Origin of the sequence: Micromonospora sp. CPCC 205554, from assembly GCF_036902745.1 — a bacterium.
Taxonomy (GTDB): Bacteria; Actinomycetota; Actinomycetes; order Mycobacteriales; family Micromonosporaceae; genus Micromonospora; species Micromonospora tulbaghiae.
Genome location: NZ_JBAKHP010000001.1, coordinates 442,650 through 466,202 on the forward strand (window position 1 = coordinate 442,650; position 23,553 = coordinate 466,202).

Sequence of the window (23,553 nt, forward strand, 5' to 3'; positions counted from 1 at the left end):
GGACTCAACTCTCGGGGGACTCATGCGCCGCAACACCTTCCTGTTCGTGACCGTCTCGCTGTTGTCCGGCCTCGGGGGCAGCGCCATGGCCCTGGTCTCCGGCATCTGGATCCTGGACCTCACCGGCTCCACCGGGCTCGCCGCGCTGGCCGGTCTGTGCGTCTACGCCCCGACGCTGGCCGGCCCGTGGCTCGGCGGCCTGCTCGACCGGGTACCCCGGCGACCGCTCGTCATCGGCGTCAATCTCGTACTGGCCGGCGCGCTGCTGAGCCTGCTGGCCGTACGGGGGCCCGGCCAGGCGTGGCTGATCTACGCCGTCTCGCTCGCCTACGGCGTCGGCTACGTGCTGATCGACGCCGGCGAGACCGCGCTGCTGCCCGCCGCGCTCCCCCCGGCCCGGCTGGCCGACGTCAACGGCTGGCGGTCCAGCGCGCAGGAGGGCATGAAGCTCGTGGCGCCGCTGGCCGGGGCGGGCCTGTACGCGTGGCGGGGTGGGCACGTCGTCGCGGTGCTCGCAGCCGCCGTACCGGTGCTCGTGGCCGCCCTGTACGGCGCGTTGCGCCTGACACGGACCGCCCCCGCTCCCCCGGCCGCGCGCCCGGCGGGAGTGCGCGACGGGCTCGCCGCGCTCCTGGCCCGGCGGGCGGTGCGCGTACCCGTGGCGCTCGCGGCGGTGTCCATCGCGATGTCCGGCTTCACCACCGCGGCGCTGTACGACGTGGTGGTGACGGACCTGGCGCTGCCGTCGACGTTCCTCGGTGTGCTCGCGAGCGCACAGGGTGCCGGGTCGCTGCTCGCCGGGCTGGCCGTCGGCCGGTTCGTCCGCCGTCGCGGCGAGGTCGCGGTCGGTGTCGTGGGCGCGGTCCTGTTCGCCGCCGGCTGCCTGGGGCGCTGCCTGCCGTGGTGGCCGGGCACCGTGGCCGCCTCGGTGGTGGCCGGGGTGGGCCTGCCGTGGACGCTCGTCGCGGCGGTCACCGCGGTGCAGACGTACACGCCACAGGAGATGCTCGGGCGGGCCGCCGCGACGGCTAACACGGCCATGTTCGGGCCGATCACGCTGGCCATCCCGCTCGGGTCGGCGGCGGTAGCCGTCGGCGGGCGGCCCCCGTTGGTGGTCGCCGCCGTGGTGTGCCTGGCCGCCGCGCTGGCCGCGGCTCACGGCGGACGCCGCCGGGACGGAGTCGCCACCCCGGCGCCGGCCGGCGACGAGGCACGGGCCCGGGTGTGACCGGATGCGGCCCGTCCCCAGGGGTGGCGGGGACGGGCCGCACGATCGTCAGCGCCAGGTGTCGGTGACGGCGCGGGTGCCGCCGGACGGCGTGGTGAGCGTCCGGTTGGCGCCGGACTCCCAGGTCACCGTGCCGTCCGGGTTCTTCTTGACGTACTTGTACTCGACCGCGGTGTTCGCGGGCAGGTCGACAGTGGCCCGCCAGACCGGGTAGGCGGCGGACGAGAGCGCGACGGCGGCGGCCGGGTTCCAGCCGCCGAGCGCCGGTATGTTGCCGACGACGAACACGTTCTGCCCGTAGACGGTGGTCGCGGTGACGGAGAACGTGGTGGCGACCGCCGTGGTGACGGTGTCCCCGCGGAACGTCTCGGTCACCGCGTACGTGCCGGTGGCCGGCGTGGTGAGCGTCCGGTTCGCGCCGGACTCCCAGGTGACCGCGCCGGCGGTGGTCAGCTTGACGAACTTGAACTCCACGCCGGTGGACCGGGGCAGGTCGACAGTGGCGCGGTAGGTGCCGCCGCCCTGCGCGGCGAGCTCGACTCCGTTCGCGGGCGTCCACGAGCCCAGCTCGGGGATGCTGCCGACGACGTACACGTCCTGCCCGGCGGCCAGGTTCGCGGTGACGGTGAACGTGGTGGCGATCCGGTCGCCCGGGCTGACCGTGGGGGACGCGGTCGGCGAGGCAGTCGGCGATGCGGTCGGGGACGGGCCGGCGCCCGGCCGGGCGTTCACGTGGATCGCGACCGCGTCGTTGGCCGGGACGGTCACTGTGGCCCGGCCGCCGGACACGGTCACCGTGCCGCCGGTGCAGCCGCTGCCGGCGGCGACGCCGGAGATGACGTCGCAGTACCGGCCGTCGGCGAGCCCGGTGGCGAAGGTGGCGGTGGTGGCGGAGCCGGAGTCGTTGATGCCGATCCACGCCCGGTCGCCCCGGTGGAAGCCGATCACGTTGCCGTTCACCGCGGTGAAGTCCGAGACGGTCTTCACCGGGCGGGCGGCGTTGGCCCAGCCGACCATGCCCTTGACGCCCGTGGTGCGGCTCAGGCAGTTCCAGGCGGCGCCGCAGACCGTGTCGGTGACGCGTCCGGTGCCGTCGTGCGGCGGGGACTGGTTGCGGTCGGCCCAGGTGAAGCTGTCGTAGACCGACGGTTTGCCGTGCGGGTAGGCCAGCGCGAAGTAGTTGGCCAGCACGTAGTCGGTGCCGTTCTTGTACGACAGCACCACACCGTCGCGCTCCAGGTCGTGGTTGGTGACCATGGAGAAGACGTTGGCGCTCGGCGCGTCGAGGTTCCAGTTCGGCACGTTCGCCAGCGTCGAGATGGAGCCCTGGAACGCCGAACGGATGCCCTTGGCGTACGCGAAGTCGAGCACGTCGCCGTTGCCGGTGTACGCGCGGGCCTGCAACGCGGGGTTGCTCGCCCCGTCGAAGATCTCCTGCGCGACGTACGGCCGCCGGCCCTCGGCGACGGTGTCGTTCAGCTTGCCGAGGATGGCCGCGAAGTCGTCCTTACGGATGTGCTTGACCGCGTCGACCCGGAAGCCGTCGACGCCGAGCCCGATCAGATCGTTCAGGTACGCCGCGATCTTGTTCCGGACCGCCTCCTTCTCGGTGTAGAGGTCGGACAGCGACAGCAGCTCACAGCTGGTCACCTGGGCCTCGTTGTTCCAGTCGCTGATCGCGCCGCCGGTCGGGCAGTTGTCGCCGGGGCGGTGGAAGTCCCCGGCGCCGTACGGCACGGCCGGGTAGCTGTAGCCGGAGAACTCGGTGCCGGCGTAGCCGCGCGTACCGGCCGGGTTGTTGGTGCCGGCCATGTGGTTGACCACCGCGTCGACGTAGACGCGCACACCGGCGTTGTGGCACGCGGCGACCATGGCGGCGAACTGCTGGCGGTTGCCGAACCTGCTGTCCAGCTTGTACGACACCGGCTGGTACACCTCGTACCAGGGGTACGCGCCGTCTGCGCTGGTGGGCAGCTTCACCGACTCCTGCGGCGGCGCCACCTGCACCGCGCCGTAACCGGCCGGTCCGAGGTGGTCGGTGCAGGCGGCGGCGACCGACGTCCAGTTCCATTCCCAGAGGTTGGCGGTCACCTCGCTGTCGTTGAGCACGACGGCGGCGCGGGCGGGGGCGGGGGCGGTGGTGGCGGCGACGACGGCCACCGTGCCGCCGGCCGCGACGAGCGCGGCGGCGAGCAACAGGCGACCGGCGCGGCCACGGGGGTGTGGCCTGGCGGAATGCATGGCTGGGGGACCTCTTCCGTGGGTTCGAAAGGGTGAGCGGGGGTGGGGCGGCCGTCCCGGGTGACGAACACGATGCGCCATCCATGAAAGTCTTTGCAATAGCTTGCGGCAAAGTTTTCGAAACCAGCAGGCAACACGAAGGGGTGCGAATTCGCGGCGACCAGCGACGATCCACGCTGGACCGGACGACCGCGCGCCGGAGGTGATTCCCGCTGCTCGGGACGCGCTGAACCGCTTCGCGGGACGGCCGCAATTTCCGAGCAGATTTTCCAACGTTTGCGGGCCGACCACCCCCACCTGGGCGATCCGGGCCTGCCGGGGTCCACCGGCACGTACCGTGTCGGTAGACCCCGCTCACGGACGGCTCACACGCCGTGCCCGTGCGCGCCGCCCCGGCCGGAGGGAGATGCCGTGACCGCGCCCGGTGTCCGCCCGTACGCCGTGGCCGGTGCGCCGCTGCGGTGCGACGCCCGCAGACACGGCCTCACCGGCGACGGGTCGACGAACGACCAGCCGGCGCTCGCCGCGCTCGTCGACCGGCTCGGCGACGCGTACGACGCCGACGGCCGGGCCCGCCTGATCTACTGCCCGCCCGGCGTGTACGCCATCCGCGACGCCGCGACCGTCTGGCGCAGCGGGGTGTCGCTGATGGGCGCCGGCCCGGGCGCGACCCGGTTCATGCTGAGCAACGAGGGCAATCGTGCCCAGCCGGTCCCGCTGGCGTTCCACACCGCCGAGCAGCACGGGGCCAGCCCGGACCGGCACCTCGCCTACTGCGTGTTCGCCGACTTCGAGATCGACGGCTCCGGGGTCGCGTCGAGCGACTACAACCCGCTGGCCAAAGGGCTGGGCCTGCAGTACGTGACCGGCGGGATGTTCCGCAACCTGTTCATCCACCACACCGCCGCGACCGGGCTCGGCTGCGATTTCCTTCAGGACACGGTGATCGAGAACGTCCGGGTGCTGGAGTGCGGCCGGATGGACAACGGCCTGGAGATGGGCGGCGCCGGCATCGGCGTCGGCATCGGCGGGTGGGGGCCGATCGAGCGGCTGACCATCGCCAACTGCACGGCGGTCGGCAACGCCACGAACGGGATCTTCGTCGAGATGCAGTACGCCGGACGGCCTCAGCCCCGGGGTATCCGAATCATCGGTTGTCATTCCGAGGCGAACCGGTTCGGCATCTCCGACTGGGGCGCGGACGGGCTCGTCGTCACCGGCTGCACCGTGGTCGGCAACCTGGAGGCCGGCTTCCAGGTGTCGGCGAAGGGCACCACCGGTGTCCCGGGCCGGGGCGGACTGCTCACCGACTGCCTGATCGACGGCAACCTGCGCGACGGGGTGAACATCGGCAACACGCCGGGCCCCTACACGGTGCGGGGCAACCGGATCACCGGCAACGGCCGCTACGGCTACCACCATCAGGATCTCGGCGAGGGCAACCGGGCCATCGCCGAGGAGATCGTCATCGAGAGCAACGACATCTGGGGCAACAGCCTGGACGGGATCCGCTCCGACCGCCCGCTACGGGACGCGGTGATCATCAACAACCGGATCCGGAACAACGGCCGGCAGTGCGCGCCCGCCGCCACCGGCGGCGGCGAGTCGGTCCGCTACACCGAGAACACGCTCGTCGACCAGCGCGTCGACTGGCCCCGGGACGGGCATCGGGGCAAGGTCCTGCGGGTCGGCCGGCGCTTCGCGGTGGTCGCCAGCAACGACGCGAGCACGCTGGTGCTCGCGCCCAACCGCCCGGGCATCGACAGCGCCTGGAGCGCCGACATCCCGCCGCCCGGCACGCCGTACGAACTGCCGGCGTCACCGCCGAACCGGGCCGGTGTCACGCTGAACGCCACCTGCGACTCGGTCACCGTGCGCGGCAACCTGATCCGGGACAGCGGCTCCGGTACGCAGACGGCCGGCATCTGGGTCACCGAGCGCGGCAGTTGCCTGAACTGCCGGGTGGTGGAGAACGACCTGGACGGCAACCACGCCGCGATCCGCGCCGACACCCCCGCACTCGGCGGGCACTGGGAGGGCAACCACGGCGACCAGTGACGCCCCTGGTGTGGCGCGACGGGTTCGGGGCAGGAGCGGGCGCTGACCTGACCGGCTCCGCGAACGAGGCGAGCCCCGGTCCGTCGCGAGGCGACGGACCGGGGCTCGCCCGGATGCGGCGGATCAGGCCAGGTCGAAGCGGTCCAGCTCCATGACCTTCGTCCAGGCGGCCACGAAGTCGCGGACGAACTTCTCCCGCGCGTCGTCGCTGGCGTAGACCTCGGCCAGCGCCCGCAGCTGCGAGTTGGAGCCGAAGATGAGGTCGACCGCGGTGGCGGTCCACTTCACCTGGTCGGTCGCCAGGTCCCGGATCTCGTACACGTGCTCCTCGGACTCCGCCGCCTTCCACCGGGTGCCCGGGGAGAGCAGGTTGACGAAGAAGTCGTTGGTGAGCACGCCGGGCCGGTCGGTGAGCACGCCGTGCGCGGCGCCGCCGACGTTGTTGCCGAGCGCGCGCAGGCCGCCGACCAGGACGGTCATCTCCGGCGCGGTCAGGTTCAGCATGTACGCGCGGTCGACGAGCAGCACCTCCGGCTGGGTCTTCTCGCCCGGCCGCAGGTAGTTGCGGAACCCGTCGGCGCGCGGCTCCATCACCCGGAACGACTCGACGTCGGTCTGCTCCTGCGTGGCGTCCGTGCGACCGGGGTGGAACGGCACCGTCACCTCGACGCCGGCGTCCCGCGCCGCCTGCTCGACCGCGGCCGAACCGGCCAGCACGATCAGGTCGGCGAGCGAGATCTGGGCGCCGCCGGCGGCGTTGAACTCCTGCTGGATGCCCTCCAGGGTGGCCAGCACGGTGGCGAGCTGCTCCGGCTGGTTGACCTCCCAGTTGCGCTGCGGCTCCAGCCGGATCCGCGCGCCGTTGGCGCCACCGCGCTTGTCGGTGGAGCGGTAGCTCGCGGCCGAGGCCCACGCGGTGGAGACCAGCTGGGCGGTGGTGAGGCCGGACTCCAGCACCTTCGCCTTGAGCGCGGCGACGTCGGCGTCGCTGACCAGCTCGTGCGCCACGGCCGGAACCGGGTCCTGCCAGAGCTGGGCCTCGGGCACCCACGGGCCGAGGAAGCGGCTGACCGGGCCCATGTCGCGGTGCAGCAGCTTGTACCAGGCCTTGGCGAACGCCAGCGCGAACTCGTCCGGGTTCTCCAGGAAGCGGCGGGAGATCTTCTCGTACGCCGGGTCGACGCGCAGCGACAGGTCGGTCGTGAGCATCGTCGGCTTGTGCTTCTTGGACGGGTCGTGGGCGTCCGGGATGATCGCCTCGGCGTCCTTGGCGACCCACTGCTTGGCGCCACCGGGGCTGGTGGTCAGCTCCCACTCGTAGCCGAAGAGGATCTCGAAGAACCGGTTGCTCCACTGGGTCGGGCGGTCGGTCCAGGTCACCTCGAGACCGCTGGTGATCGTGTCACCGCCCTTGCCCTCGCCGTACGTGCTCAGCCAGCCCAGGCCCTGCGACTCCAGCGGCGCGGCCTCCGGCTCGGGGCCGACGTGCCCGTCGGCGGGCCCGGCGCCGTGGGTCTTGCCGAAGGTGTGGCCGCCGGCGATCAGCGCGACGGTCTCCTCGTCGTTCATCGCCATCCGGCGGAACGTCTCGCGGATGAAGTGCGCCGCGGCGAGCGGGTCGGCGTTGCCGCGCGGGCCCTCCGGGTTGACGTAGATCAGGCCCATCTCGGTGGCACCGACGCCGGCCACCATGTCCTTCTCGGAGGCGTAGCGCTCGTCGCCGAGCCAGGTGTCCTCGGGGCCCCAGAAGATCTCCTCCGGCTCCCAGACGTCCTCGCGGCCGAAGCCGAAGCCGAAGGTCTTGAAGCCCATCGACTCCAGGGCCACGTTGCCGGCGAGCACCAGCAGGTCGGCCCAGGAGATCTTCTGGCCGTACTTCTGCTTGACCGGCCAGAGCAGCCGGCGGGCCTTGTCCAGGTTGGCGTTGTCCGGCCAGCTGTTCAGCGGGGCGAACCGCTGCCCGCCGTCACCGGCGCCTCCGCGGCCGTCCTCGATGCGGTAGGTGCCCGCGGCGTGCCAGCTCATCCGGATCATCAGGCCGCCGTAGTGGCCGAAGTCGGCCGGCCACCAGTCCTGCGAGGTGGTGAGGACCTCGGTGATGTCCCGCTTGAGCGCCTCGACGTCGAGGGTGGCGAACTCCCTGGCGTAGCTGAACTCCGGGCCCAGCGGGTTGCCCTTGGACGAGTGGGCGTGCAGCACCGACAGGTCGAGCTGGTTGGGCCACCAGTCACGGTTGCTGCGCGGACGACCGCCGGTCTTCGGGGTCGGCGAGTCGATCGCCGGGTTCTCGCTCTCGCTGCCGTGCGCGGTGACGGAGTCGTGCGCGACCGGGCAGCCGGCCGCCTCCTTGGCGTCCACGCCCTGCGGGCTGACGGGCCGGTTGTCCTGGGTGTCGCTCATCTGCTTCCTTCCGAACTGGCGGATCACTGGGCGGTGCGGTCGGCCGCGCAGCCGGGGCAGGTGCCCCAGTAGACGACCTCCGCCTCGTCCACCACGAAGCCGTGGTCGTCCGAGGCGGTGAGACAGGGGGCGCGGCCGACGGCGCACTCGACGTCGGCGATGGCGCCGCAGGAACGGCACACGACGTGGTGGTGGTTGTCTCCCACCCGCGACTCGTAGCGGGCCGTGGCGCCGGCCGGCTGGATGCGCCGGATCAGCCCGGCGTCGGTGAGTGCCCGGAGCACATCGTAGACCGCCTGGTGGGACACGGTGGGCTGCTCGGCGCGGACCAGGGCGATCACCGTGTCGGTGTCGACGTGCGGGTGGTCACGCAGCGCGGCCAGCACCGCCAGGCGGGGCCGGGTCACCCGCAACGAGACCGCCCGGAGCTGCGTCTCGAAGTCGGCCGTCATGCGACGACCTTAGTCCGGTCTTTTGGAATGAATCAAGTTTTTGCCCGGGTGTGTCGGCAGTCACACCCACCGGGTCCGGGCACACGAAAACGGGGGTGCCGCGCGCCTGACGCGCGGCACCCCCTCCCCGGAAGAGGGCTCAGGCGGCGGAACAGCTCGCCGTCGGTGTGTTGCTGTTGCCGTTCTTGTAGAGCGTGATGCCGAAGTTGTTGCCGTTGCCGTTCGGGCGCGCGGTGAGCGTGCCGCTGGTGCCGCTGATCGAGGCGTTCCAGCTGTTCTGGAGGCTCTGCCCGCCCTGGGTCTGGATGCTGACCACCCAGTTGCTGGTGCCGCTGACCGAGAAGGTCACGTTGAACCGGTCGCCCCACTCCTCGGCCCGGCTGACGCTGACCGTGCAGCCACCGTTGTTCGGCGGCGGGGTGGTCGGGTTGCCACCGCTGGTCCCGCCGACCGTGATGTTGGAGTTGCCGCTGCTCTGGAAGCCCTCGGTGGCCATGATCTGGTAGTCGTGGGTGCCGAGGTTCATGCCGTAGCGCGACCAGGCGTCGAAGTGGTTGCCGGAGGTGATGGTGCCACCCACGCGCTTCGACTGCCGGACGCTCCAGTACTGGTAGAACGTCCGCGTGCCCTCGATCGAGGGAGCGTTGACCCGCTGGGTGCGGTAGACGTCGTACGTGCCGCCGTCGGTGGACACCGAGCCCATGTAGCCGCTGCCCGGCGGGCGCCAGCTGCCCCAGCTGTCCACGATGTAGTACTCGACGAGCGGGTTGCGCGTCCAGCCGTAGAGCGTGAGGTACGCGTTGCCGGACGGGTTGAAGCTGCCGGAGTAGCTGACCGTCCGGCGCGAGCCCGGGTTCCAGCCCTTACCGGCCACGAAGTTGTTGATGTTGCTCCACTGGGTGCTGTACTGACCACCGTTGCCCATGGTCATCGAGACGTTGCCACTGTCCTTCCAGAAGGAATAGAAGTAGCCGTTGTGCGTGCCGGTCGAGTTCGACGTGACGGTCTGCGCGTACGCCGGACTCGACACGACAGCCGTCGTCCCGGCGGCGATCAGCGCCACGGCACAGGCGCCGCCGAGGACCATCCTGAGGCGTCCGCGCCTGCGGATGCCCGTGCGGACGGGGGCGTCTTTCATGGACGGGTTTCCTCCCTGTGACGGCTGGCGGGCGGCCAGCCGGGTGGCGCGAGCCGTGGGTGCTCGCCCGCCCGCGGACGGCGGGACCGGGGCGACAGCCGCGCCACGGTGGTGGTCGGACATCGACATCAATCGAGATACGCCGATGGCCACAGTATTGGAGGCCCGATTCATCCTGTCAACAAGTTCCGGAAATGTTGTGGTAACCGCGCTCCGAGCCCTGAACGGGCGTTACGGCTGCCGGAAAGGGCGTGCGATCAGCGCGGACGGATCGGCGGAAGCCGCTCACCCACCGTCCGAGGCAGTGAATTTCCGAAACTTTTCGGGCTCGTTCCGGATCAACGCCGCCGCCGTCTCCGCGGATGCCGGGGCGGTGAGGGCCGGACCGTCCACGCCGACGCCGACGGCGGGCACGTCCAAGGAGCCGGAGAAGCCGTCCGCGCCGGTCCGCCCGGCCGCCGGCGTACCGGTGCGGGCCGCGTGGTGCGGCGGCAACCCGGCGCAGAAGTGGAGTGGATCGAGAGCCAGGGCCGGAGGTCGCTGTTCAACCGGGTGACCGATCGCTGCCTGGACGTCGCCGGGCACGCCGCCGAACGCCTGGACCTGTGTGTTCACGTCAAGCAGACCTGGTCGCTGCGCCAGCCGCGCGACCAGGCCCGCCGCCCGGACCGGATCAGGGAGTCGAGCCCAGGACCAGCCCGAACGCCCCGCAGCAGGCCAGACCGACCACCGGCAGCAGGACCAGCATGACGCTGTAGTTGGACCACAGGCCGAACCGGGTGACGTCGGTGCCGTACCCGTCGTAGACCCGGTTGCGCCACCCGCCGAAGCGGAACGCGAGGTGGTGCGCGGCCCCCGGCTGTACCGCGAGCGTCGTGGTGACGAGCGGGACGCCCATGAAGTCGGTGTACCGGACGTCGTGCGCGCCGGCCGGCACCGCGACGTGCCAGGTCCCCTCCCCGGGGATCGCGACCACCTGGCGGTCGATCTTGAAGCGGCTGGTCACCGGCACGGGGATCAGGTACGGCCCGCGGTTCACCGAGACGACGAGCACGCCGCAGCCGGGCGGCGGGGTGATCGGGTGCGGGTAGGCGATCAGCGGGCTGACGCCGCCGGGCATCGGCGGGTACGGCTGCGAGGGGAGGTAGGACACGGCTGGATTCTGGCACGGCCGCGCCAACCGTCGATGTTCCCCGGTCAGCCCGCGCCGGGTGCTGCGGCGTCGGCCAGCAGCCGCTGCCGCATCAGGAACTTGCGGACCTTTCCCGTCGGCCCCGTCACCACGTCGCCGTCGGGGACCGTCACCACCCGGCGCAGCGTCGCGGCCACCGCCGGCCCCAGCGCGGCCCGGACCCGGTCGGTCCGGTCGTGCGCCGCATCGGCGTCGGCGGCGAGCAGGAGCAGCACGTCGGTGACAGTCGTGCCGTCCTCCCCCGTCGCCGCGAGGACGGTGCAGTCGCGGACGTCCGGGCAGTGCCTGAGGATGCGTTCCTCGGACAGCGCGGTGTACAGCCAGGTGCCCCCGCCCAGGTCGACCGCGTCGCTGGCCCGGTCGACGTGGTGGTAGTCGCCGGCCGCGTCGCGGTACATCAGGTCACCGGTCAGGTAGTAGCCGCCCAGCCGGGTGCGGTACGTGGTGACCGAGTCGTTCCAGTAGCCGAGCGCCAGCGTCGGCGACCTGAGACCGACGTGTCCCACCTGTCCCGGCGCGACCTCCTCGCCGGTGTCCACGTCGAGCAGGGCGATGTCGGCGAACGGGTACGGCTTGCCGACGCAGCGGTCGTAGCGGTCGCTGCCGAGCCGGTGGGTGATCCGGAACGCGCCGTGGCCCATCTCGGTGGAGCCGAGCATGTCGACGAACTTGGAGCCGGGCACGTCGACCATGCCGTCGCGGGTGTACGCGGGGTGGCTGCCGACCGCGACGAGCCGGCGTACGTGCGCCTCGTGCGCGCAGTCACCGGTGTTGAACCAGTTGCGCACCGAGCTGAGGTCGCGGGTGGTGAGGTCGACCCGGGCCAGCTCGGACCAGGTCACCGCGAAGCCGAAGACGCCGGTGGGCCGCCACCGCTCGATCGCGTCCAGGATGGTCTCCGCGCTGCGCTCGAACGGGCCGCCCTGCGCGGACAGGCACAGCAGCTGGTAGCCGTTGCAGAGTGCCTGGTTGAGCGTGATGATCCCGGCGGCGTGCGCGGCCGGCAGCGCGGACATCTCCCGCACCTCGCCGTACGGCCGGGACTCGGTGAGCCGGACCGCGCGGATGGCGGCGAACAGGCCGTGGTGCGAGTGGACGATCGCCGCCGGTACCCGGGTGGTGCCCGAGGAGTGGGTGATGACCACCGGTTCGCCGGGGTGGTGCCGGTGGTGCGGCGGCGCCTGCGCCGGGTCGCCGGTGCCGGTCTGCGCCGCGTCGCCGAGGATCTCCACGCCGAGGTCGTGCCCGGCCAGGGCGGCGTGGTCGGCGTCGATCAGCACCCCGGTTCCGCGCAGCCGCCTGACGAACTCGGCGGCCAGCGGGACCGGCATGTTGCCGTTCATCAGCGCCGGGATCGCGCCGAGCCAGGTCAGCGCGAGGAAGTTGAGGAACACGTCGGGCGCGGAGGTCACGTACACCGCGACCGGGTCGGCCCGGCGGACGCCGCGCGCCCGGAACCAGGCGGCCCGGGCCGCGACCCGGTCGGTGAGCGTCGCCAGCGACAGCGGCGTCCAGGCGGGGATGCCGTCGACGTCGGCGTCGAACGTCACCCGGGGCATCTCCATGTCGGCGCCGTGCTCGGCCAGCCGGAGCAGCACGTTGCCCGCGCCCAGCTCCATGTCGGCCGCCAGCGCCGCCCGGAAGTTGTCGGCACCCAACTCGTCGCCTCCTCAGCTGACACGCGTCACGCCCGTGCCCCGTACCGGCCGCCGAGCGGGGACACGATCAGGCTAGAGCGCCCGCCACGCTGAGACAATGGTCGATGCACGGACGGTCAGGAGACGTCGCGGTTGAACAGGTGCGACGACCAGAACAGACTGGCCGCGGCCAGCCCGGACATGATGAGCGCGCCCTGCCACACCACGTTCTGGGTGATCTGGCCGGCGAACAGCGCCCGCATGCCGTCGGTCGCCCAGGCGAACGGGTTCCACACCGCGACCCGCTGGATCCACATCGGCGCCAGCACGAGCGGGATGAGCACGCCGGCGAGCAGCGACACCGGCTGCCCGACGGTGTTCACCAGCACGCCGAGGCTGTTCTCGTTGCGCACCAGCAACGCGATGTCGTACGAGATCGAGGTGCTGAGCAGCACCATCACCGACAGCAGCGCGTACGACACCAGCAGGTTGGCCAGGTGCACGCGCAGGCCGAACGGCAGCGCCACGAGCGTGACCACGACCGCCTGGACCACGTTGAGGCACACGTGCATCAGCGCCCGGCCCAGCAGCAGGCCGGTCCGGCTCACCGGCGTCACCCGGCACCTGTCGATGATGCCCGCGCGCAGCGCGCTGAGCAGCCCGTAGCCGGCGAACAGGCCGCCGAACAGGCCCATCGCCACGAACAGACCGGGTACGTAGATCCGGTACGCGTCGGCGTACGACGACGCGCCCCGGTCGACCATCACCACCTTGAGGAACGGCGCGAAGAGGATCAGGTAGGTGATCGGCTGGGCCAGGCTGAACGCGACCATCACCGGGTTGCGCACCATCAGGCCGGCCTCCTGCTGGAAGATCAGCCAGGTGTCGCGGACGAGTTTCACGCCGTACTCCTCTCGGCGTCCGGTCACTCGGCGAGCGACCGGCCGGTCTTGGCCAGGAACACGTCGTCGAGGCTGGGCCGGCGGGCCTCGATCGCGCCGGGCTCGATGCCCCGGTCGTAGAGCGCCCGCATGATCTGCGGAATGGCCGTGGCGGCGCTGTCCACGTAGAGCCGCAGCGTGCCGTCGACCGGCTCGGCGGCGTGCACGTACGGCGCCTCGGCCAGCAGCTTCGACGCGGCCGGCAGGTCGCCGCCGGTCTCGCCCGCGACGTCGGCGGCGGCGAAGTCGATCGCGACCACGTCACCGGAGATCTCCCGCTTGAGCGCCGACGGGGTGCCCTCGGCCACGATCCGCCCGGCGTCGATGATCGAGACCCGGTCGCAGAGGCTGTCGGCCTCGTCCAGGTAGTGCGTGGTGAGGAAGATGGTCATGCCCTCCTCGCGCAGCCGCCGGACCTCCTGCCACATCCGGACCCGGCTGGGCGGGTCCAGCCCGGCGGTGGGCTCGTCCAGGAACATGACCTGCGGCGAGTGGATGACGCCGAGCGCCACGTCGAGGCGGCGGCGCTGCCCGCCCGAGTACGTCTTGATCTTGCGGTCGGCGAAGTCGTCGAGCTGGAACGCGCGGATCGCCCCCGCGGCCAGCTCCTGCGCCACCGGCTTCGACAGCCCGTGCATCCGGGCCTGGAGCACCAGGTCCCGTCGGGCGGTGGAGTCGTCGTAGGTGCCGCTGGCCTGCGCCACGAAGCCGATCCGCCGCCGGACCTGCGCGGGCGCGCGCAGCAGGTCGACACCGGCGATGGTGGCCGCTCCCCCACTGGGCCGGATCAGCGTGGCGAGCATCCGCAGCGTGGTGGACTTGCCCGCGCCGTTCGGGCCGAGGAAACCGACGATCTCGCCGCGCCGTACCGCGAAGTCGACGCCGCGTACCGCGTCGACTGTGGTGGCGCCGCGCCCCCGCCCGACCCGGAAGGACTTGCGTAGGCCGGTGGCCTCGATCATCGAGCCTCCTCGTGCGGCACGACGCCTGCGCGGGTGCGTCAGGTCAGGCTAGTTCGGCCCCGACTGTTGGACAACGGTCGATGCGTCAGGCGTCGCGAGCCGTCCGTGCCAACGCGGCGAGGTGTGCCGCCGCCGCACGGGCGCCGCCGGCCGCCGCGAACGACTTACCCACCCGGCGCGCTCCCGTCCGGTACGCGGGTTCGTCGAGCACCGCGCTCAGCGCGGCGGTCAGCTCGGCCGGGGTCGCCGATCCGAAGGAGACCTCCAGACCGGCGCCGGCCCGGCGCACCTGGCGCGCCACCGCGGGGTGGTCGTGCCGGATCGGCGCGACCACCACGGGCACGCCGTGGGCCAGCGCCTCGGACACGGTGCCCAGCCCGCCGTGGGACACCAGCGCGTCCAGCCGGGGCATCAGCTCCAGCACCGGCACGCGCGGCGCGACCAGCACGTGCGGCGGCGGGTCGGGCACCAGGCCGGCGCCGGCGGTGAGGACCACCTGGACCCGGTCGGCGAGCGGCGCGGTGGCCGCCGTGATCCGGCGGTAGAAGTCGGCGGCCAGGTGCTCGGCCATCGTCCCGACCGTGACCAGCACGTGCCGGCGGCCGGGATCCCACTGCGGCCAGGCGAACGCGGGCGCGTTCGGCCGCCGTCCCAGCGCCGGCCCGGTGAGCACGCAGCGCGGCGGAAGCGGCGCCGGGCCGGTCAGCGCCGTCGTGGTCAGGCCGATCACGAGGTACGGCGAGAAACGCAGGTCGATCGTCTCGTCCACCGGCAGGTCGGTCATCGCCCACACCCGGCGGACCTGGGCGTCCACCCAGTCGGTGAACTCGGGCATCTCCTCGGTGGGTGGCGTCAGCTCCAGCATGCCGACGCAGAACGTCGCCCACGGCAGCCCGCGCCGGTGCGCGGCCAGCGCGCCCGCCAGCGCGTACTGGTCGGCCACCACGACGTCCGGCCGGTACCGCTCGACCGCCGCGTCGGCGGCGTCGCGGATGAACCGGTTGGCGGGCAGCACGTGCCCCTCCCAGAGGCTGCGCACCGAGGCCGCCCCGGACGCCCCGTCGGGGCGGTAGTAGCGCTTGCCGGTCGGGAACAGCGTGGCGTCCGGGCCGACCAGCGGGCGCAGGTCGCTGCGCGGCCCGACCCAGGCCACCTCGTGCCCGGCCGCCTCCAGCGCCTGGGCGATGGCGACCGGGGCGTGCAGATGGGACTCCACCGGCAGCACGACGAACAGGAAGCGAGCCACGTCGATATGGTCGCACGCGCGTTGACATCCACCTGTGTCACTGATCTGATCCGTGGCGTGACGGTACGCGTATGACGGCGATCGACGCCGTCTCGGTGTTCCTGCCGCAGCGCCGGGTGCCGGTCGAGAGCCTGGCCGTGCCGCTGGGCCTCAGCGACATGCAGGTCCGCCTGTTCCGCCGCTTCCACGGCCTCACCGAGGTCCGCCGCGACCCCGGGCTGTCCCTGACCGACCTGCTGCTGCGCGCGACCGCCGGCCTCACCGCGCTGCCCGCGCTGCGGCGGCGGGTGCGGTTCGTGGTGTACGGGCGGGCGTTCCCGGTGGTCACCCCCTATCCGGTCAACCCGCTGCACGAGGTGTGCCGCACTCTCGGGCTGGGCCACGCGCTCGCTTTCACGCTCACCCAGCAGTCCTGCGCCAGCGCGCTGGCCGCGATCGACGTGGCCGGGCGGCTGCTCGCGTCCGAACCGGACACGCCGGACGGCCCGCCGCTCGCCCTGGTGCTCACCGGGGAGAAGGCGTTCACCCGCGACGCCCAGTTCATCCCGGAGACGTCGGTGTTCAGCGAGGGCTCCTCGGCCTGCCTGCTCAGCGCCGGTGGCGGCCGGGACCGGCTGCTCGCGTACGCCTGCCACCAGCGGGGCGAGTTCGACGTGGCCGGCGGCGAGTCCCCGGCGCGGTTCCAGCGGGCGTACCGGCCGGCGCTGGCCGAGGTGATCGGCCGGGCGCTGGACCGGGCCGGCACCGGGCTGTCCGAGCTGCGGCTGGTGCTGCCGCACAACGTCAACCTGATGACCTGGAAGCGGCTGTGCCGGCTGATCGGGCTGCCGCTGGACCGGGTGCTGCTGGACAACGTGACCGAGACCGGCCACGTGTTCTGCGCCGACGCGTTCGTCAACTACCGCACCGCCCGCCGGCGCGGCCTGCTCCGGCCGGGCGACCGGTACCTGGTCGCGGCGGTGGGCGCCGGGGACGGCGCGACGTTCGCCGCCATGGTGTTCGAGCACTGACCGGCGGACGGGAGGCCACCATGGACGGCGGGCTGCGCCTGCTGCGGGCCGCGCGGCACACCGTCACCGGCCCGGCCGTGCTGCTCGGCGACCCCGTGCTGCGCGCCCGTGCCGCCGAGTACCTGGCGGACCTGACCCGGCCGTACGGGCTGCGGGTGCCCGGCGGTCTGTCCGACGCGCCGCCGGAGGCGCTCGGGCAGTCGTACGGGGAGATGGCCGCCGAGCTGATCCCGGCCGTCGTGCCGCCGGACGAGCCGGTGGACCTGCTGGTGCTGGCGTTCGCCGTGCACGACATGCTGCCCGGGCGGGCCACCGCGGCGTACCTCAGTCACGTGTGCCCGGGCACGCCGATGTCGTTCGCGCTGTGCGACCAGGGATCCGCTGCGGCGTTCACCGGGCTGCGGATCGCCCGGGAGTACGGATGCCGCCGTGCCCTGCTGGTCACGGTCGAGCAGGCGGTGCTGCCGTACGACGCGGTGGTGCCCGTACCGGCCCGCCACCGGGCCGTGGCCATGCTCTACGCCGCGCTCGCCGACGACGGCACTCGCAGCGGCGACGGCGACGGCGACGGAACCGGGGACACCGCGCGGCACGGCGACAACGGCGCGACAGGCGACGACAGCGACGGTGAGGCCGGCGGTCCCGAGCGGATCGGGCTCGGCCGCGGCGCGCGGGCGACCGCGCTGCGCCAGCACGCGGACGTCGGCCCCGGTGATGTCGCCGCGCTCGCGGCGGCCGAGGTGCGCGAGCTGACGGCCGGACGTACCGATGTCGCGGTCGTGCTCGGCGTGGACCTCGCGGCGGCGTGGCCCGGTCCCGGCGGCGACGCGGTCACCACCGGTCCGGCGGGGCAGCCGTCCACGGGCCTCTGGTGGGCGCTGCTGGACCGCCTGGCCGCGGACGCGGCGCGGCCCCGGCCGGTGGTGGCGGCCGACTACGAGCCCGGCCTGGGCTACCTGAGCGTGGTCGCGCTGGAGCCGGCCGGCCGGTCAGAGCCCGTCGGCGAGCGCGGCGCGCACGAACGCGCACAGCCGCTCGTTGGCCTCCGGGGTGCCGACGGTGATCCGGACCCCGGCGCCGGGCAGCGCCATCACCAGGATGCCCGCCTCCCGGGCCCGCTCGGCGAACGGCACGGCCCGCTCCCCCAGCGGTAGCCACACGAAGTTGGCCTCGCTGGGCGCCACGGTGAGCCCGAGGCCGCGCAGCGCCCCGATCAGGCCGGTACGTGCCGCCACCAGCTCCCTGCACCGCCGGGCCAGTTCCGCGCCCACCTCCGGCGTCAGGCTCGCCACCGCCGCCGCCTGGGCGAGCGCGCTCGGGAAGAACACCGCCCCGGTGAGCGCGGCGGCCCGGGTGAGCCGGGGCGGCACCACGGCGTACCCGACGCGCAGCGCGGCCAGCCCGTACGCCTTGGAGAACGTGCGCAGCACGCAGACGTTGCCGTACGCCCGGTACAGGTCCATCCCGTCCGGCGAGCGCGGGTCGGTGACGAACTCGCGGTACGCCTCGTCCACGATCACCGGGACGTCGGCCGGGATCCGGTCCAGGAACGCCTCGACGTCGTCGCGGCGCAACGCCGCCCCGGTCGGGTTGTTGGGGTGGCACAGCAGCACGCACCGGGTCCGCTCGGTGACCGCGTCCGCCATCGCGGGCAGGTCGTGGTCGTACCCGTCCATCGGGACCGGCACGGCGCGGGCGCCCGCGTTGCCGATGATCAGCGGGTAGCCCTCGAAGGAGAGTGCCGGGTGGACGACGTCCGGGCGCGGCCCGAGGGACTGCACGAGGTGCTGGCACAGTCCGGCCGAGCCGGGGCCGACGAGGATCGACTCCGGGCCCACGCCGAGCCGCGCCGACAGCGCGGCCACGAGCGCCGACGACAGCCGGTCCGGGTAGCGCTGGAGCGTCGCGGCGGCGTCCTCGACCACCCGCCGCACCCCCGGTAACGGCGGGTATGGCGTCTCGTTCATGGACAGGTCGGCCGGCGGTTGCGTCCCGAGGGCGGTGGCTGGCGTCATCATCGCTCACTTTCCGACGGGACCGGTGGGGACGTGGTGTGCGCGTGCCGGTCGGCCAGCAGCCCGAGCTGGTACAGCCGGTCGACGGCGGAGAGCGGCCGGACGTCGGTGCCGGAGAGGTTGCCGGCGGTGAGCCCGAGCAGCCGGGGGTTGGCGGCGGTGCGGCGCATCATCCGCGCGCCGAGCAGCTTCGGCAGCCCGGACACGGCGGTGATCATGCGGGAGGCGTTGTGGCTGACGGTGGCGACGTGGTCCAGCCGGGGCCGCCGCGCCGCCTCGAACGCCCGCAGCGCCCGGTCCACGGCGGCCGGTTCCGGCGCGCCGCCCTCGGCGGCCAGGCAGGCGGCGAGTGTCTCGGCGTCGCCGAGGGAGCTGTTGACGCCCTGCGCCGCCATCGGGTGCACCGCGTGGGCGGCCTCCCCGGCGAGCGCGAGCCCCGGTACGGCCAGGCGCGCGCTGCGCAGCCGGTAGACCGCGAGCAACTGGCGCCGGCGCAGGCTCGCCCGCACGGCCGGGCCCAGCGGGCGGATCGCCGGCACGTCGGCGAGCAGCCGCTCGCACCACGCGTCCAGGTCGACCCGGCCCCGGAACTCGTCCGGTGTGACCTGCACGTAGAGGCGGCACCGCCCGCCCGGCAGCGGGTAGACCAGGCAGAGTCCCCGGCCGCTGCGGTATGCGGACACCTCGTCGGCCACCTCGGCGCCGTCGACGTCGAACGCGACCAGGCCGTGCGGGTACTCCCGGCGCTCCACGGCGATCCCGGCCGCCCGGCGCAGCGGCGAGGACATGCCGTCGGCCGCGACCACGAGCGGCGACGGGATCTCCCGCTCGGCGCCGTCCACGAGGGCCCGGACGCCGCCGACCCGGCCGTCGCCGTCGCGCCGGACGCCGGTCACCCGCACGCCCCACCGGACCTCCACCGTGGCGGGCAGCCTGTCGGCGAGCACCGCGCGCAGGTCGCCGTAGTCGGCGCAGAGGATCTGCCGGTACGCCCCGGGCAGGCCGGCGTAGTCCAGGCAGAGCAACGGCTCGCCGTACGCGTCACGGATGGCCAGCCGCCCGACCGGGCGCGCACCGGTGGCCCGCAGCGCGTCCAGCGCGCCCCAGGAGTCGAGGATGCGTACCGTCTCGGGCTGGAGGATCTCGCCCTTGGCGATCGACGCGGGGGCGCGCTGCCGGTCGAGCACGAGCACCCGCAGGCCGAGCGCGCCGAGCGCGTGCGCGCAGGCCAGCCCGCCGGCGCCGGCGCCGGCCACCACGACGTCGGCGGTCATCGGGCCACCGCGCCCGGTGCGGCGCCGGATCGCGCGGCGGCGGCGCGGTACTCACCGAGTGCCCGCAGCGCGAGTGCCTGGGTGATCACCGCGTTCGGGTACCGCATGTGGTGACGGATGTAGTTGCAGACCCGCGCGGCGGGCCAGGCGCCGTCCGGTCCGGCGGCGGCCACCAGCCGGGCCACGCCCCGGTCGACCGCGTCGGCGGTATCCGGATCGCCGGTGGCGAGCAGGCCCTGTACCGCCCAGGACGTCTCCTCGACGGTGCCGTCGGTGCCGTCGCCCGGGCCCCACGAGCCGTCGGGCAGCTGGGTGTCGCGCAGCCACCGGGCCGCGCGGCGCACCACGTCGTGCCGGGCGTGCCCGACCCGGGACAGCGCGGCGACCACCACAGCGGTGCCGGAGGTGTGATCGCGGTACCAGAGGTTCTCGAACGTGCCGTCGGGCGCGGCGCGGGTCAGCAGCCAGGCCGCCGCCCGGGCGATCGCCGGATGGTCGTCGGGGTGCCCGGCGTCGTGCAGCGCGAGGATCGCCTGGCTGGTGATGGCCGGGCAGGGGCCGTCGTTGGCGAGCCGGGTGTCGCGGACCCACAGGCTCCACGAACCGCGGCTGTCCTGGCGGCCGGCGAGCCACGCCAGTCCCTGGCGCAGCACCGGGTCGGCCCCGGCGCCGGGGAGGCCGGCGAGCGCGGAGAGGATCTCGGCCGACTCCAGCGTGACCGGCCAGCCCCGGGCGTTGGAGTAGCTCCACCCGCCCGGCGGCACGTCCAGCACCTCGAACGCCTCCGTCTTGCGGGTGGCGTGGAGGAAGTCCCGGGTGGCGTGCAGCCGGGGATCGTCGGCGTAGCCGGCCGCGATCAGCCCGGTCGCCGCGTACCCGGACCGGGTGAGGTCCAGGTTGGTGACGGCGTCCCAGGAGCCGTCGGGGCGTACCGCCCGGCGCAGCCAGCCGACGACGGCGCGGGCGATGTCGGGCGCCTCGCCGCTGCGGGCCAGGCCGAGCAGGACGAGCGCGGCCGGCCACGGATCCTCGCTGAGCGCGCCGGTGCGGCCCTCGTGGTCGTGGATCGACCGCAGCAGCCGCACCGCCGCCGGACGCGCGCGGCGAAGCGTGGCCCGGCGCAGCGGGCCCGCGGGCAGCATGTCGGCCTGCATGAGCGCGAGCCCGACGAACGGCGCGGTCCGGAACGACAGGCGCTGCCGGCGTACCCGGTCGAACAGGACGATCTCCAGCGGCAGCCGGCGCAGCGGGCCGGCCTCGGCGGTCATCCCGGCCATCGTGAGCAGTTGCCGGCACAGCAGCGAGATGGCCGGATCGGTGATCGTGTCGACGCCGCCGAGCGCGGCCAGCCGGGCCCGGCCCGCCGCGATCGCGTCGGCGCTGTCCGAGGGCGCGCTCAGGGCCAGCGCCGCGACCGCCACCGCGGTGGGCACCACAGCGGTGCCGGCGCCCACGACGCCACCCCATCCGCCGTCGTCGTGCTGCGCGCGACGCAGCCAGGCGGCTCCCGCGCCGACCAGGTGGGCGCAGCCGGACGGGTCGGCGGCGTGCAGCGCGGCGACCGCGCCGGCGGTGCCGAGCACCGAGGCGGGCGGGTCGTCACCGAAGGCGCCGTCGGGTCGGCGGCGGCGGAACAGCGCCTCGGCGCCGTCGGTGAGAGCCTTCCCGACGGCCTCGGCGGTCACAGCGGTCATGGCGCGTCCTCCAGCGGCAGTCGACTGCGGGTGGCGAGGGTCAGGCCCGCGACCGGCGGGCCGAGTTCGTGCCGGACGCGCATGCCGCGCTGCGCCAGCCAGGTCAGCAGCACCATCGGCAGCGCGAGCGCGAGCTGCACGGCGACGCCGAGGCCGAGCCCGACGGCCGCCGAGGCCAGCACGACCCGCTCGACGACCAGGACCGAGTGGGCGCGCAGCGCCACCAGGACGGGCATCCCGTCGCGGCGCGCCACCAGCGGGGCCAGCGCGACGACGCCGGTGACCAGGACGACGAGCACCGTGGCGAGGTACGGCACGCGGGTGCCCGGCCCGGCCAGCAGTCCGGCGGCCACGGCGGCGCCGATCGTGACGGCGTAGAGCGCCACCACGGTCCGCACGGCCACCGGCACACCCCGCCCCACCGGCAGCGTGCGGTAGCCGCCGGCGCGGTCACCGTCGATGTCGCGCAGCGCGCCGACCAGGTTGGACATCGCGTCGTGCGACCAGAACGCGACGACGAGCGCGAGCAGCACCGGCACCGCCCAGGCCCGGTCCGGCGCGAGGCCGGCGGCGAGCGCGCCGTAGCCGAGCGCGACCGCGCCGAGCGCGCCGCGGACCAAATTGCCGGCGATCCCCCGGGCCTTGAACCACCTGCTGTACGCGACGATGCCGCACCCGGCCAGCAGCGCCGCCACCGTGGTGCCCCAGCCACCGAGCACGGCCAGGACGCCGAGCGCGGCGAAGCAGGCGCTGCCGCACCACAGCGCCGTGCCCGCGCCCAGCCGGCTGGACGGGATCGGCCGGTGCGGCTTGCTGCCGGCGTCCAGCTCGCGGTCGAAGTAGTCACCGAGGTAGTGGCCGCCGAGCCAGCCGGCGGTGGGCGCGGCCCAGGCCGACAGCAGCAGCCACGGGTCGCGTCGTCCACCGGCGACCGCGGCGCCGGCCAGGCCGACCAGACCGACGTACCAGAGGGTGTAGGGCCGCCAGGTCTCCACGTGGGCCCGTAGTGCTCGCACGGCGCCGGCCGTGCTCACGCCATCTCGCTCGTCATCCAGGCCGCGATGCCGGTGAGCACGTCCGCGCTCGCGGACGGGGTGAGCACTGCCAGCTCGGCGCGGGCCCGCTCGGCGTGCTCCAGCATCCGCCGCCGGGCGCCGTCGACCGCGCTGGTGTCGCGGAGCAGGGCGGTGACCCACTCGACGTCGCCGGGGCCGGCGCCGCGCCGGTGCAGCACCGCCAGCAGCTCCACCCGGGCCGCGTCGCCGACCGCGTCGTACGCCAGCAGCAGCGGCAGGGTGGGGCGACCGTTGTTGAGGTCGCTCGTCGCCGGTTTGCCGGTCCGTTCCGGGGTGGACAGATAGGACAGCAGGTCGTCGCGGATCTGGAACGCGGTGCCGACGTGCTCGCCGTAGCGGGCCAGCGCGGCCGACACCAGCGGGTCGGCGCCGCCGAGCAGCGCGCCGATGTGGCACACGGCGCGGAACAGCGAGCCGGTCTTGAGCCGGATCATCTCCGGGTACCAGCGGGCGCCCGCGTCCAGGTCGCCGACGAGCCGTTCCTCCAGCGCCTGGCCCCGGCACAGGTCCTGGCCCGCCTCGGCGAACGCGGTGACGGCGGCGACGACCGACGCCGGGGGCACGGCCCGGCCGCCCTCCACGACGGCCCGGAAGGCGTGGAAGATGAGGTGGTCGCCGGCCACTATGGCGCCGGGGATGCCGTACGCGACCGGGACCGCGGGCCGGCCGCGGCGCAGCGTGTCGGCGTCGATGATGTCGTCGTGCACGAGCGTCGCGACGTGCAGGTACTCGGTGCCGAGCGCGGCGGCGAGGACGTCCCGGGGCGACCCGCCGACCGCCTCGGCGGCGTGCAGCGTCATCATCGGGCGGAGCATCTTGCCCGCCGGCAGCAGCGCGTAGCGCACGATCGCGTCGAGCCGGTCGGGCGTCTCCGGCCACCGCCGGCCGAGTTCGGCACGCAGCAGCCGCCCCGATTCGCTGCGGGCCAGGTCGTCGATGAAGGGCGGATATCGCGTGGAGCCAGCAACCGTCATGACGCGTCGACCCTT

Annotated in this window: 17 protein-coding genes and 1 pseudogene; 4 read left to right on the forward strand and 14 right to left on the reverse strand. The window is 73.8% G+C overall.

Annotation, left to right across the window (positions count from 1 at the left end):
* The first annotated feature begins 22 nt into the window (after positions 1-22).
* Complete coding sequence (locus V6U82_RS02055; protein ID WP_334458820.1) at positions 23-1,228, forward strand: MFS transporter; 1,206 nt, start codon at positions 23-25, stop codon at positions 1,226-1,228.
* A gap of 48 nt (positions 1,229-1,276) precedes the next feature.
* Here V6U82_RS02055 and V6U82_RS02060 read toward each other — a convergent pair whose 3' ends face one another.
* Positions 1,277-3,469 (reverse strand): carbohydrate-binding module family 20 domain-containing protein, encoded by a 2,193-nt coding sequence (locus tag V6U82_RS02060; protein ID WP_334458822.1) that lies wholly within the window; start codon positions 3,467-3,469, stop codon positions 1,277-1,279.
* Between the two features lie 411 nt (positions 3,470-3,880).
* Between V6U82_RS02060 and V6U82_RS02065 the strand changes: the two genes are divergently transcribed.
* On the forward strand, positions 3,881-5,527 hold the full coding sequence (locus V6U82_RS02065) for a right-handed parallel beta-helix repeat-containing protein (RefSeq protein WP_334458823.1): 1,647 nt from the start codon (positions 3,881-3,883) through the stop codon (positions 5,525-5,527).
* Positions 5,528-5,650: 123 nt separating this feature from the next.
* On the opposite strand, the gene katG is transcribed toward V6U82_RS02065, so the two are convergent.
* From katG to V6U82_RS02105, 8 genes are all read right to left on the reverse strand, one after another.
* Complete coding sequence (katG, locus tag V6U82_RS02070; RefSeq protein ID WP_334458824.1) at positions 5,651-7,927, reverse strand: catalase/peroxidase HPI; 2,277 nt, start codon at positions 7,925-7,927, stop codon at positions 5,651-5,653.
* A 23-nt stretch (positions 7,928-7,950) separates the two neighbouring features.
* The gene (locus V6U82_RS02075; protein WP_302907400.1) at positions 7,951-8,379 is read right to left on the reverse strand and encodes a Fur family transcriptional regulator; all 429 of its coding nucleotides are present in this window, start codon (positions 8,377-8,379) and stop codon (positions 7,951-7,953) included.
* A gap of 139 nt (positions 8,380-8,518) precedes the next feature.
* Positions 8,519-9,517, reverse strand: a complete 999-nt coding sequence (locus V6U82_RS02080; RefSeq protein ID WP_128137120.1) for a glycoside hydrolase family 11 protein — start codon at positions 9,515-9,517, stop codon at positions 8,519-8,521.
* A 673-nt stretch (positions 9,518-10,190) separates the two neighbouring features.
* A complete protein-coding gene (locus V6U82_RS02085) occupies positions 10,191-10,670 on the reverse strand; it encodes a hypothetical protein (RefSeq protein WP_334458826.1) in 480 nt (159 codons plus the stop codon).
* Positions 10,671-10,714: 44 nt separating this feature from the next.
* A complete protein-coding gene (locus V6U82_RS02090; protein WP_435123135.1) occupies positions 10,715-12,367 on the reverse strand; it encodes a class I adenylate-forming enzyme family protein in 1,653 nt (550 codons plus the stop codon).
* A gap of 116 nt (positions 12,368-12,483) precedes the next feature.
* Entirely contained in the window at positions 12,484-13,248 is a 765-nt protein-coding gene (locus tag V6U82_RS02095) for an ABC transporter permease (RefSeq protein WP_128137122.1), read from the reverse strand.
* 23 nt (positions 13,249-13,271) lie between these two features.
* A complete protein-coding gene (locus V6U82_RS02100; RefSeq protein WP_334458828.1) occupies positions 13,272-14,249 on the reverse strand; it encodes an ATP-binding cassette domain-containing protein in 978 nt (325 codons plus the stop codon).
* 85 nt (positions 14,250-14,334) lie between these two features.
* Positions 14,335-15,495: a glycosyltransferase gene (locus tag V6U82_RS02105; protein WP_334458829.1), complete on the reverse strand. Its 1,161-nt coding sequence runs from the start codon at positions 15,493-15,495 to the stop codon at positions 14,335-14,337.
* A gap of 71 nt (positions 15,496-15,566) precedes the next feature.
* Here V6U82_RS02105 and V6U82_RS02110 point away from each other — a divergent pair, with 71 nt between their 5' ends.
* Together V6U82_RS02110 and V6U82_RS31540 are read left to right on the forward strand one after the other, a co-directional pair.
* The gene (locus V6U82_RS02110) at positions 15,567-16,505 is read left to right on the forward strand and encodes a 3-oxoacyl-[acyl-carrier-protein] synthase III C-terminal domain-containing protein (protein WP_334458831.1); all 939 of its coding nucleotides are present in this window, start codon (positions 15,567-15,569) and stop codon (positions 16,503-16,505) included.
* A gap of 20 nt (positions 16,506-16,525) precedes the next feature.
* Complete coding sequence (locus V6U82_RS31540) at positions 16,526-17,659, forward strand: 2-hydroxy-acid oxidase (RefSeq protein WP_442933414.1); 1,134 nt, start codon at positions 16,526-16,528, stop codon at positions 17,657-17,659.
* Here the strand turns inward: V6U82_RS31540 and V6U82_RS02115 are convergent.
* The 5 genes and pseudogenes from V6U82_RS02115 to V6U82_RS02135 all read right to left on the reverse strand — a co-directional run.
* Positions 17,588-18,523: pseudogene (locus V6U82_RS02115) on the reverse strand (aminotransferase class I/II-fold pyridoxal phosphate-dependent enzyme); the annotation flags it as partial. The gene V6U82_RS31540 and the pseudogene V6U82_RS02115 overlap by 72 nt on opposite strands.
* A complete protein-coding gene (locus V6U82_RS02120; RefSeq protein WP_334458834.1) occupies positions 18,520-19,794 on the reverse strand; it encodes an FAD-dependent oxidoreductase in 1,275 nt (424 codons plus the stop codon). The gene V6U82_RS02120 and the pseudogene V6U82_RS02115, both read right to left, overlap by 4 nt.
* A complete protein-coding gene (locus V6U82_RS02125) occupies positions 19,791-21,488 on the reverse strand; it encodes a prenyltransferase/squalene oxidase repeat-containing protein (RefSeq protein WP_334458836.1) in 1,698 nt (565 codons plus the stop codon). The genes V6U82_RS02120 and V6U82_RS02125 overlap by 4 nt, the downstream gene beginning before the upstream one ends.
* Positions 21,485-22,522, reverse strand: coding sequence for a UbiA family prenyltransferase (locus V6U82_RS02130; protein WP_334458838.1), 1,038 nt, complete (start codon positions 22,520-22,522; stop codon positions 21,485-21,487). Before V6U82_RS02130 ends, V6U82_RS02125 begins: the two co-directional genes overlap by 4 nt.
* The gene (locus V6U82_RS02135; RefSeq protein WP_334458840.1) at positions 22,519-23,538 is read right to left on the reverse strand and encodes a polyprenyl synthetase family protein; all 1,020 of its coding nucleotides are present in this window, start codon (positions 23,536-23,538) and stop codon (positions 22,519-22,521) included. The genes V6U82_RS02130 and V6U82_RS02135 overlap by 4 nt, the downstream gene beginning before the upstream one ends.
* Between the last annotated feature and the right edge of the window lie 15 nt (positions 23,539-23,553).

Coding starts and splice junctions, on each gene's coding strand:
- V6U82_RS02055 (WP_334458820.1), top strand. CDS start 23: ATGCGCCGCAACACCTTCCTGTTCGTGACCGTCTCGCTGTTGTCCGGC.
- V6U82_RS02060 (WP_334458822.1), bottom strand. CDS start 3,469: ATGCATTCCGCCAGGCCACACCCCCGTGGCCGCGCCGGTCGCCTGTTG.
- katG (WP_334458824.1), bottom strand. CDS start 7,927: ATGAGCGACACCCAGGACAACCGGCCCGTCAGCCCGCAGGGCGTGGAC.
- V6U82_RS02075 (WP_302907400.1), bottom strand. CDS start 8,379: ATGACGGCCGACTTCGAGACGCAGCTCCGGGCGGTCTCGTTGCGGGTG.
- V6U82_RS02080 (WP_128137120.1), bottom strand. CDS start 9,517: ATGAAAGACGCCCCCGTCCGCACGGGCATCCGCAGGCGCGGACGCCTC.
- V6U82_RS02100 (WP_334458828.1), bottom strand. CDS start 14,249: ATGATCGAGGCCACCGGCCTACGCAAGTCCTTCCGGGTCGGGCGGGGG.
- V6U82_RS02110 (WP_334458831.1), top strand. CDS start 15,567: ATGACGGCGATCGACGCCGTCTCGGTGTTCCTGCCGCAGCGCCGGGTG.
- V6U82_RS31540 (WP_442933414.1), top strand. CDS start 16,526: ATGGACGGCGGGCTGCGCCTGCTGCGGGCCGCGCGGCACACCGTCACC.
- V6U82_RS02120 (WP_334458834.1), bottom strand. CDS start 19,794: ATGACCGCCGACGTCGTGGTGGCCGGCGCCGGCGCCGGCGGGCTGGCC.
- V6U82_RS02125 (WP_334458836.1), bottom strand. CDS start 21,488: ATGACCGCTGTGACCGCCGAGGCCGTCGGGAAGGCTCTCACCGACGGC.
- V6U82_RS02135 (WP_334458840.1), bottom strand. CDS start 23,538: ATGACGGTTGCTGGCTCCACGCGATATCCGCCCTTCATCGACGACCTG.